The following is a 10,564-nucleotide window of genomic DNA, read 5'->3' as shown; positions in this document are numbered from 1 at the left end:
ATCCGTGGGTAACCCGGCAGGACGCCGGGTTAGCCGTGCTGGGCCAAGGATGGCCCATCACGGCGGCCCACGGATTCGAGCCGGAGTGAGGGCATGCCGAGCCTAAGCGAGGCACCGAGTGGTGGGGCGGGGACCTTTTGGTTACTTTTGGGTCCTTCCAAAAGTGACCCGCTGTAAGAGCGGAACCAATTTCAGCCACACCCCAAATAACGGATATTCACGCCCTCACTCAACCCATCAACCGCCGAACCACCGCCAACCCAACCTCCTGAGTCGACCCCTGCCCCCCCAAATCCGGCGTAATCGGCCCCGACGCAATCACCTCCTCTATCGCCCGCAAAATCCCGTCATGCGCCGCCCGGTAACGCCCATCCCCCTGCCCCAGAAAATCCAGCATCAACGCCCCCGACCAAATCATCGCAATCGGATTCGCAATATTGCGCCCTGCAATATCCGGCGCCGAACCATGCACCGGCTCAAATAACGAGGGGAACCGCCGCTCCGGGTCCAGGTTCGCCGAAGGCGCTATCCCAATCGTCCCCGCACACGCCGGCCCAAGGTCAGAAAGAATGTCCCCGAACAAATTCGACGCTACCACCACATCAAAGCGATCCGGCTGCAACACAAACCGCGCGCACAAAATGTCGATGTGCTGCTTGTCCCACACCACCTTTGGATAGTTCGCCGCCATCAACGCCGTGCGCTCGTCCCAGTACGGCATGCTGATTGAAATCCCATTGGACTTGGTCGCCGCCGTCAACCGCTTACGCGGCCGGGTCTGAGCCAGCTCGAAGGCGAATTTCAGAATGCGGTCGACGCCGCGTCGGGTGAACACCGACTCTTGCAGCACAAATTCATGGTCGGTGCCTTCGAACATCTTGCCGCCCACCGACGAATATTCGCCCTCGGTGTTTTCGCGGATCACCACAAAGTCGATGTCCCCAGGCTTGCGCCCGGCCAGCGGGCATGGCACGCCAGGAAACAAGCGCACCGGACGGATATTTACGTACTGGTCAAAGTCGCGGCGAAACTTGAGCAGCGAACCCCACAAGGAAATGTGGTCCGGCACTTTTTCCGGCCAGCCCACGGCGCCGAAGTAAATGGCGTCGAAGCCCTTGAGCTGTTCAAACCAGTCATCGGGCATCATCTGCCCGTGTTCCAGGTAATAGTCGCAGTGGGCCCAGTCGAGTAGTTCAATGCTCAGGTTCAGGTCCCAGGTTTTCGCAGCCTGTTCCAGCACCCGCAGCCCTTCGGGCAACACTTCCTTGCCAATGCCATCACCGGCAATCGCGGCGATTCTGAATACTTTGCTCATCGATCGTGCCTCGCGAAATTCAATTCAACCCGCCGATGTGGAAGGCTTTGACTTCAAGGTATTCGTCCAGGCCGTACTTGCTGCCTTCGCGACCGAGGCCCGACTGTTTGATGCCGCCAAAGGGCGCGACTTCCATCGAGATAATCCCGGTGTTGAGCCCGACCATGCCGAACTCCAACGCTTCGCCAAAGCGCCACGAGCGCTTGAGGTCCTGGGTGAAATAGTAGGCGCCCAGGCCGTACGGGGTGGCGTTGGCCAGGGCCAGCGCCTCGGCTTCATCGGTGAATCGCATCAGCGGCGCCACCGGGCCGAAGGTTTCTTCGTTGGCGAGCAACATGCCGGCATGGGCTTCACCCAACACGGTGGGTTGCACGAACTGGCTGTCGCCCGCAGGCAGCGCGCCGCACAACAGGCGAGCGCCCTGGCTCAGGGCATCATCGATGTGGCGCGCGACCTTGCTGACAGCAGCAGGGTTGATCAGCGGGCCAATGGTCACGCCTGCCTCCAGGCCGTTACCGACATTGAGCTTGCCCACCTCTTCCACCAGGCGCGCGGCGAACCGTTCATAAATGCCCGCCTGCACTAAAATCCGGTTGGCGCACACGCAGGTTTGCCCGGCGTTGCGAAACTTGCTGAGCATCACGCCGGCCACCGCCTGTTCCAGGTCGGCGTCGTCAAACACGATAAACGGCGCGTTGCCGCCCAGCTCCAGGCTCAGGCGCTTGATGTGCTCGGCGCTTTGGCGCATCAGCAGGCGGCCGACGGCGGTGGAGCCGGTGAAGGAGATTTTGCGCACCGCCGGGTTGCCGGTCAGCTCTGCACCGATGCCGGCAGGCAGCCCGGTAAGCACATTGAACACGCCCGCCGGTATGCCAACGCGCTCGGCCAGTACCGCCAGCGCCAGGGCCGACAGCGGCGTCAGGTCGGAGGGTTTGACGATGATCGGGCAACCGGCGGCCAGCGCGGGTGCGCACTTGCGGGTGATCATCGCGTTGGGGAAATTCCACGGGGTGATGGCAGCGCACACACCCACCGGTTGTTTGAGGGTCAACAGGCGACGGTCGCCGCTTGGCGCCGGCATGGTTTCGCCGTAGACCCGGCGTGCTTCCTCGGCGAACCATTTGACGAAACCGGCACCGTAGCGAATTTCGCCCTTGGCCTCGCTCAGCGGTTTGCCCTGTTCACAGGTCATGATCAGCGCCAGGTCGTCGAGGTTGTCGATCATTGCATGGTACCAGCGCTCCAGCAGCGCGGCACGCTCCGCCGCAGGCCGTGCGCGCCAGGCGGGCCAGGCACGTTCGGCGGCCTCAATGGCGGCGCGGGTGTCCAGCGCATCCATCGACGGCACCTGCGCGAGCAACTGGCCGGTGGCGGGATCACGCACATCCAGGGTAGCGCCGCTGTCGGCGGCGATCCACTGGCCATCCACATAGGCGAGTTCAGCCAGCAGGCTGGGGTCTTGCAAGCGATTCTTGAGCATGGTCGAGTCCTGATCCGAGACATACCCAAGTCTAGGGAGGTGCTGCGAACGAGGATGCCGAAAGCGCGGTTGAAGCAGCGTGCCGTGCTGAAATTCAGCCCAGGACGGCAGGCTCTGCTACGTCTTCAATGAGCCCAGCAAGCCCTGCAAAAATCGCTCGCCGGCGTCCATCTGGCTGATGTCGACAAACTCGTCCGGCTTGTGCGCCTGCTCGATGGAACCTGGCCCGCACACCACCACCGGCACATCCAGGCGCTGCTTGAACAGGCCGCCTTCGGTGCCGAACGAGACCTTGGAGGTGCCCGTGTCCGGCGCGGCAAATTGTTTGAGGAAACGCACCGCTTCGACACTTGGGTGCGTATCGAGACCGGGGTAGACGTTGACCGTCTCGATGTCGATGGCGGCCACGCTGGACAACTTCTGCGCCTCGCGCACGATGATTTCGGCGCGCTCGCGCATCTGCTCAAGGAACTGATCCAGGTCGTCCGCCGGCAGGTTACGCACCTCGAAATCCAGGGTGCACAGGTTGGGCACAATGTTCAGCGCCTTGCCGCCGACAATCTGGCCGACATGCACGGTGCTGTAGGGCACGTCGTAGTCATTGTCCTGGGCGCCGTGGCGTTGCAACTGTTGCTGGCTCTCACGCAGGGCGCTAATAAAGTCGCAGGCGACATGAATCGCGTTGACCGAACGCGGCGCCAGCGAGGAATGCGCTTCCAGGCCTCGGCAATAGGTGCGGTACGAGCCCTTGCCTTTGTGGCCCAACACGAACTGCATGTTTGTCGGTTCGCCGACCATGCACAAAAACGGGCGCACCGGCGCCAGGTGCAGCACGTCGAGCAAACGCCGCACGCCGACGCAACCGATTTCCTCATCGTGGGACAGCGCCAGTTGCAGCGGGCGGTTGAGGGTGTGGTCGGCGGCGTCGAGCATGGCGTCGATGGCCAGGGCGATAAAGCCCTTCATGTCGCAACTGCCGCGCCCATAAATACGCCCGTCCTGCACGGTGGCGGCAAAGGCTGGAAAGGTCCACGCCTGGCCCGCCGCCGGCACCACGTCGGTGTGCCCGGACAACAAAATGCCCGGCTGATCACGTGGGCCGGTGCTGGCGAACAGGTTGGCTTTCTTGCCGCTGGGGTCTTTGACGATCAGCGACTCAATGCCCTTGGTCAGCAGCAAGTCGCGCACGTAGTCGATCAGGGCCATGTTGGGCTCCGACGACACGGTTTCGAAGGCCATCAGCCGTGTGAGAATCTCGAGGACGCGGGGTTTCATGAGGCCTGGCTCCGTTGTGCAGCGCTAGGGGCAAACCGGGTGATGGAAAAGGCGTCGATGGGCGTGCTGGTGCTGCCGGTGCTGAGCAGTTCAGCCATCACATCACCGACGCCGGGGCCGAGCTGGAAGCCGTGGCCGCAGAAACCGAAGGCATAAAACAGGCCGTCGACCGTGCCACTGGCGCCCATGATCGGCAACGAGTCCGGCAGGTAGCCTTCGATGCCGCTCCACACGCGGATGATGCTGAGGTTGCCGACGCCCGGCAGCAGGCGGCGCATCTGGTTGATCTGGTTGAGGATGCTGCGCGGCTCGACCTGAGCGCGGCGGGTGTGCATGTCGGGTTTGCTGCGATAACCCCCGCCAATCACGATATTGCCCCGGGGAATCTGGCGGAAGTAAATCACCTCCTCCGGGATCTTGGTGTACACGCCGATCACGGTCGGCAAGGCGTAGGGCACCGGCTCAGTCACCGCCATCTGTGGGCCATGGGTGTCCAGCGGCACCGGCTCGCCGAACTGTGCCGAGAGTTTCTGGCCCCAGGCGCCGGCGGTGATCAGCAACTGCGCGGCCTGAAATTCGCGGCCGTCGGTGGTGGTGACATGAAAATCCGCGCCGGCTTTGTGTACCCCGGCCACCTCCGTGCGCTCTTCAATGCGCGCGCCCAGGCGCCTCGCCGCGCGCGCAAATGCCGGTGCCGCCAGGCGCGGGTTGGCGTGGCCGTCGTGGGGCGCGTAGGAGCCGCCCTTGACGTGCGGGCCGAGGAAGCCGAAACGTTGGCGCAGCTCGGCGCCACGATAGATTTTCAAATCCAGTTGCGCCGCCTCGGGCGCAGCGGCGTAAGCCTCGAGTTCAGCAATTTCGTCCTCGCGATAACACACGCGCATGTGCCCGCTGGCGATGAACTCGAGGTCATCGTCGATCAACTCCGGCAGGCGTTTCCACAGCGCCCACGAGCGGTTGGCCAGGGCCAGTTGGCCCAGAAAACGCCCTTGCCGGCGCACGTTGCCAAAGTTCACACCGCTGGCGTATTGGCCAATCTGGTCGCGCTCAAGCAGGATCACCGACTGCCCGCGACGCCGCAGGAAAAACGCGGCCGCCGAGCCCATCAGGCCGCCACCGACGATCACTACATCGGCTTTCTGTACGCTCATGGCGAAACCTCCTCGGTCAGCATCGACAAGGGTTTAACCGGTGCCTGGCCGCGCTGGCGACCGACCTCTTGCACATGCACGCCCGCGGCGGCGGCAATCACTTCGGCACCCGCCTGGGAGCAATACCGCCCCTGACAACGGCCCATGCCCACCCGGCTGAACGCCTTGGCGCGATTGACTTCGCGGGCGCCCTTCTCGTTGACAGTGCGGCGCAATTCACCGGCGCTGATCATCTCGCAGCGGCACACGATGGCGCTGTCCGGCAGCGCCCTGGCTTGCTCGCTGGGCCAGGGGAACGCCTCGGCCAGGCCCAGGCGAAATTGATCCATCACTGCCAGCGCTTGCTGTTGTTGATCACGCAACACGCTGTCCACCGGTTGCTTCAAATCTTCAAGCAGGGCCAACGCCACCAGGCGCCCGGCGTGTTCGGCAGCGTCTGCACCGCGAATTTTCGAACCGTCGCCGGCCGCATACACACCCTTCACCGACGTGCGCCCGGCCTCATCGGTGGCCAGCCACCATTGGCTGGAGGCGTGATCAAACGCCATGGCGCACCCGGCCAAGTCGCCCAGTTGGGTTTCCGGGCGCAAGTGGTAACCCAGCGCCACTGCATCGGCCTGCACCGTCCTGGCCCGACCGCTGCCCGTGCTGAACCGCACGCCCATCACGCCATTGGCCGCGTCGCCCATGATGTGCAACGGCTTGATCCCCAGGTGAACCGCGACCCTGGCCCGGTACAGTTGCGCCAGCAGTTTGATCCCGGTGAACAGCAAACCGGGCCGCGCCAGCAGCTTGGGCAAGGCCTTGATGCGCAGGCTCAACGGCGATGTATCAAGCACCGCCGCCACGTCGGCACCGGCTTTGACGTATTGGCTGGCGACCAGGTACAGCAATGGCCCGCTGCCCATGAACACCACGCGATGACCGATGGACACGGCCTGATTTTTCAAGGCAATTTGCGCCCCGCCCAGGCTGTAGGTACCCGCCAGTTGCCAGCCCTCGATGGGCATCAAGCGGTCGGTGGCGCCGGTGCAGAGGATCAGCGCGTCGTAATCCACTGTGCTGTGGCGGCCCTGGCTCGCGCAGCACAACTGGCCCGGCGTGAGGTTCCACACCAGGGTGTCGGGGCGGTAGTCGATGGCGCCGCGCAGGCGGTCGAAACTCTGGTGCAGGTCCTGGGCCTTGGCGGCTTCGGTGCCGTACAAGGTGATGTAATCGCGGGTAAAGCCGTCTGGCTGGCGCCGGTAGATCTGCCCGCCGTCGCGGCGGTTTTCATCGATAAGAATCGGTTTGATACCGGCCGCCAGCAAGGTTTCGGCGCAGCGAACCCCCGCCGGCCCGGCGCCCACAATGACTACCCGTGCAGTGGCCATGTCGCCTCCGGTTGTGTGGTAACGATGTCCAGGCCCTCGCGGACCTCATTGGAACAGGCGCGCAGGCGTTCGCCGCTGCGGGTCCATACCCAGCAATCCTGGCACGCGCCCATCAGGCAAAAACCGGCGCGGCGCCCGCTGTCGAATTCCGATTGGCGCAGCGCATTGGCGTGGGTCAGCACGGCGACCATCAGCGTATCGCCCTGCAACGCCTGGATGGGTGAGCCATCCACGGTCAGGCTGACCGTTGGCCGGCCCTGTTCGGCCAGCCTCACAAAACGCCCCTTCATGCATAGGCTCCCAAAGTCATGGTCGTGACGCCCTGCTGGGTGTTCAGCAAGCGGGCGCTGTCGTGGTGGCAAAGGATTTCACTGCCGTTGTCGAGGGTGCGGCGGCTTGGCGCGGTGCGATTGCACAGGCCGTCGACGCGCACCGGGCAGCGATCGAGAAAGGTACACAACTCCAGCACGTTGGCCCGCTGACCGAGCGTCGGCAGTGTGGCGCAGGTGGTGCCGCAGCTTTCCAGCCAGCCCTGGCGCAATTCAGGCACTGAGTGGATCAGCAGGTCGGTATACGGATGGAACGGCGGCTCGGCAAACGACTGGCGGCTGCCGGCCTGCACCTTATGGCCGCTGTACATCACCACGATGTCATCGCACAGCGCGCGCACGGTGGAGATGTCGTGGCTGATAAACAGGTAGGACACGCCCAGTTGCTGGCGCAAGTCGCGCAGCAGTTCGAGGATCGCCGCGCCGACCACCGTATCGAGGGCCGAGGTGACTTCATCGCACAGGATCAAATCGGGCTTGGCCGCCAGCGCGCGGGCCAGGTTGACGCGCTGCTTTTGCCCGCCGGAAAGTTCATTGGGGCGGCGTTCAGCCAGGGTACGCGGCAGGCGCACCAGGTCGAGCAATTCGCCGACGCGCGCCTGTAGCGCCGCGCCTTTAAGGCCGAAGTACATTTTCAGCGGGCGGCTGAGAATGGTCGCCACGCTGTGCATGGGGTTAAGCGCGGTGTCGGCGTTCTGAAACACCATCTGGATGCGCCGGAATTGTTCCGAGGTGCGCTCGGACAGACTGCCGCCCAGCGGCTGGCCGTCAAATGTCAGCCCGCCGAGGGCCGGGGTCAGCAGCCCCGCAACCACACGCGCCAGCGTGGATTTGCCGGAGCCCGACTCACCGATCACGCCGATGGCCTGGCCGCGCCGCACGGTCAGGTCGATGTCTTCCAGCACCCGAATGGCGGGCATGCCGTGCATGTTCTTGTTGCCGTAGCCGGCGGTGAGGCCGCTGATGGTCAGCAGCGGCACGTCTTCGGCAATTCCGCAGGGCGGGCGAATGCTGGTGTCCGGCCGCGCGGCGGCCAGCAGGCTGCGGGTGTAGTCGTGGGCGGGGTTCTTCAGCAGCGGCGCGGTGGCGCTCTGTTCGAGGATCTGCCCGCCGTTGAGCACCACAATCTGGTCGGCCATTTGCGCGACCACGGCCAAGTCATGGGACACATAAACAGCCGTTGCGCCACGTTCACGCACCACGCGTTTGAATGCGCGCAGCACGTCGATCTGGGTGGTCACATCCAGCGCCGTGGTCGGCTCATCCAGCACCACCAGCAAGGGGTCGCTGATCAGCGCCATTGCCGCCATCACCCGTTGCAGTTGCCCGCCGGAGACCTGGTGCGGGTAGCGTCGGCCAATGCGCTCGGGGTTGGGCAAGGCCAGGTCACGGAACAAGCCGATGGCCTTGGCTTCCAGCTCGGCCCGCGTGCCCAGGCCATGAATCAACGCGCCCTCCACCACTTGGTCAAGGAGCTTTTTGGCCGGGTTAAAGGCAGCGGCGGCGCTTTGGGCGATGTAGGACACGCGATTACCGCGCAGGCCCTGCAGTTGCTTTTCGCTCAAGGCGAGCATGTCGTGTTCGCCGACCTGCACCACCCCGCCGGCCAATCGACAGCCACGCCGTGCGTAGCCCAGCAGCGCCAAAGCGATGGTGGTCTTGCCCGAGCCGGACTCGCCGATCAACGCCAGCACTTCCCCCTTTTCCAGGGAAAAGCTTACGCCCTTGACGATTTCCACTTCGCCGCGCTCATCGCCAGCAACGACGCGCAGGTTTTCGACGCGAATCAATTCGCTCATTTCAATGGCCTCCCGTGCGTCGACTACGTCGTGAAGACAGGTAGTCGATCAACAGATTCACGCCGATGGTCAGCGTGCCAATGGCCAGCGCCGGAATGATGATGGCCAGCGCGCCCTGGTTGAGGCCGCCGATATTTTCCCGCACCAGCGAGCCGAGGTCGGCATCGGGCGGTTGCACGCCGAGGCCGAGAAAACTCATGCCACTGAGCAACAACACGATGTAGCCGAAGCGCAGGCCCAGGTCGGTCAAGACCGGGTTGAGCATATTCGGCAGGATTTCCATGCACGCCACGTACAAACGGCCTTCGCCGCGAGTGCGCGCCACCTGTACGTATTCCAGCGCCTCAATGTTGACGGCCATGCTGCGGGCCACGCGGAACGAGCCCGGGATGTAACTGATGACGGCGGTGCAGATCAGCAAGGTGACGGACGAACCAAAGGCCGAGACCATGATCAGTGCGAGCATTTTGCTCGGGATCGAAATAAAGGCGTCCATGATGCGGCTGATGATTTCGTCCAGCCATTTGGGTGATACCACCGACAACAGCGCGCAACCGGTGCCAAAAGTGCTGGCCAACAATGCCGCGACCAGCGCCAGTCCAACTGTAAACCGCGCGCCCACCAACACGCGGCTGAGCATGTCGCGGCCCAGGTAATCGGTGCCGAAAGGGTGCGCAAGGCTGAAGCCTTCGAAGATGTTATCGGACACCACTTCACCCACCGGGTGCGGCGCCAGCCAGGGCCCGAACAGCGCCACCAGCAACCACACCACGCACACCACGGCGCCGAGCAGGCCCAGCCATGACGGGCCGCTGGAGACTTTGGCGAGTGCCAGGGCGGACGACAGAGGCTTGGATTTCGCAATGAGGTTGTTCATTGGTTTCTCAGCCTCGGGTTGGACAGGATTGCGCACAGGTCGGCGAGCAGCACCAACCCCAGGTAGGCCGCGCAGAACAACATGGTGCACGCTTGCACCAGCGCCATGTCGCGGTTGGTCACGGCATCGACCATCAAGCTGGCGATGCCGGGGTAGTTGAAGATGGTTTCGACAATCACGACGCCGCCCAGCAGGTACGACAGGCTCAGGGCGATGGCGTTGGCAATCGGCCCGATGGCATTGGGCAAGGCATGGCGCAGCACGATACGTATCGGGCTGACGCCTTTGAGCCGGGCCATTTCCACATAGGGGCTGTCGAGTTGGTCAATCACGGCGGCGCGGGTCATGCGCGCCATTTGCGCGACGATCACGCAGCACAGCGTCATCACCGGCAACGCGTAGGTGCGCAGAAATTGCAGCGGTGAGGTGATGTCACTGGCGTAAGACAGTGCTGACAGCCAGCCCAGGTTGACGGCGAAAATAAGCACCGCCAGGGTTGCCACCAGAAACTCCGGCACCGCCACCATCGCCAGGGTGACAAAGCTCAGGCAACTGTCGATGCGCCCGCCCCGGCCCATGGCCGAACCGATACCGAGAATCAGCGCCACCGGCACCGACACTAACGCCGTCGCGCCGGCCAGCATCAGGGTGTTGGGCACCCTGCCCGCCATCAATTCACCCACCGGCATGGCGTTGGACACCGACACGCCCAGGTCGCCGGTGAGCAGGCTCATCAGCCAGTGCAAATACCGCAACACACCGGGTTGGTCCAGCCCCAGCTTCAGGCGCAATGCCGCCACCTGTTCCGGGGTCGCGAACTGGCCGAGGGATTGTTGCGCCGCGTCCCCCGGCAGCACGGCCGTGATCGCAAACACGACCATGGACACTATCAACAAAGTCACGACCCCGGCGCCGAAGCGCCGGCCAATCAACCACAGTGTATTGCTATTCATCGCGCTGCCCTC

Annotated in this window: 9 protein-coding genes; all 9 read right to left on the bottom strand. The window is 63.8% G+C overall.

The annotated features are described in order from the left end of the window. Positions 1-229: 229 nt before the first annotated feature. Positions 230-1,315 (bottom strand): tartrate dehydrogenase, encoded by a 1,086-nt coding sequence (locus tag ACP7A2_RS16180; RefSeq protein WP_426135028.1) that lies wholly within the window; start codon positions 1,313-1,315, stop codon positions 230-232. Positions 1,316-1,334: 19 nt separating this feature from the next. Continuing rightward, positions 1,335-2,795: an NAD-dependent succinate-semialdehyde dehydrogenase gene (locus tag ACP7A2_RS16175; RefSeq protein ID WP_426135027.1), complete on the bottom strand. Its 1,461-nt coding sequence runs from the start codon at positions 2,793-2,795 to the stop codon at positions 1,335-1,337. Between the two features lie 117 nt (positions 2,796-2,912). Then, positions 2,913-4,070 (bottom strand): acetylornithine deacetylase, encoded by a 1,158-nt coding sequence (gene argE / locus ACP7A2_RS16170; protein ID WP_348055266.1) that lies wholly within the window; start codon positions 4,068-4,070, stop codon positions 2,913-2,915. Further along, positions 4,067-5,221, bottom strand: a complete 1,155-nt coding sequence (locus tag ACP7A2_RS16165) for an NAD(P)/FAD-dependent oxidoreductase (RefSeq protein ID WP_426135026.1) — start codon at positions 5,219-5,221, stop codon at positions 4,067-4,069. Before ACP7A2_RS16165 ends, argE begins: the two co-directional genes overlap by 4 nt. Beyond that, positions 5,218-6,594: an FAD-dependent oxidoreductase gene (locus tag ACP7A2_RS16160; protein WP_426135025.1), complete on the bottom strand. Its 1,377-nt coding sequence runs from the start codon at positions 6,592-6,594 to the stop codon at positions 5,218-5,220. The genes ACP7A2_RS16165 and ACP7A2_RS16160 overlap by 4 nt, the downstream gene beginning before the upstream one ends. Beyond that, the gene (locus ACP7A2_RS16155) at positions 6,576-6,884 is read right to left on the bottom strand and encodes a (2Fe-2S)-binding protein (RefSeq protein ID WP_426135024.1); all 309 of its coding nucleotides are present in this window, start codon (positions 6,882-6,884) and stop codon (positions 6,576-6,578) included. The genes ACP7A2_RS16160 and ACP7A2_RS16155 overlap by 19 nt, the downstream gene beginning before the upstream one ends. Beyond that, a complete protein-coding gene (locus tag ACP7A2_RS16150) occupies positions 6,881-8,722 on the bottom strand; it encodes an ABC transporter ATP-binding protein (protein ID WP_426135023.1) in 1,842 nt (613 codons plus the stop codon). Before ACP7A2_RS16150 ends, ACP7A2_RS16155 begins: the two co-directional genes overlap by 4 nt. A 1-nt stretch (position 8,723) precedes the next feature. Continuing rightward, positions 8,724-9,599 (bottom strand): ABC transporter permease, encoded by an 876-nt coding sequence (locus tag ACP7A2_RS16145; protein ID WP_426135022.1) that lies wholly within the window; start codon positions 9,597-9,599, stop codon positions 8,724-8,726. Continuing rightward, positions 9,596-10,552, bottom strand: a complete 957-nt coding sequence (locus tag ACP7A2_RS16140; protein WP_426135021.1) for an ABC transporter permease — start codon at positions 10,550-10,552, stop codon at positions 9,596-9,598. Before ACP7A2_RS16140 ends, ACP7A2_RS16145 begins: the two co-directional genes overlap by 4 nt. Positions 10,553-10,564: the final 12 nt, after the last annotated feature.

The sequence above is a fragment of the Pseudomonas sp. PWP3-1b2 genome (assembly GCF_049896045.1).
GTDB lineage: Bacteria > Pseudomonadota > Gammaproteobacteria > Pseudomonadales > Pseudomonadaceae > Aquipseudomonas > Aquipseudomonas antarctica_B.
Note: the sequence above shows the minus strand (reverse complement) of the source record. Positions and strands in the feature narration are given on the sequence as shown.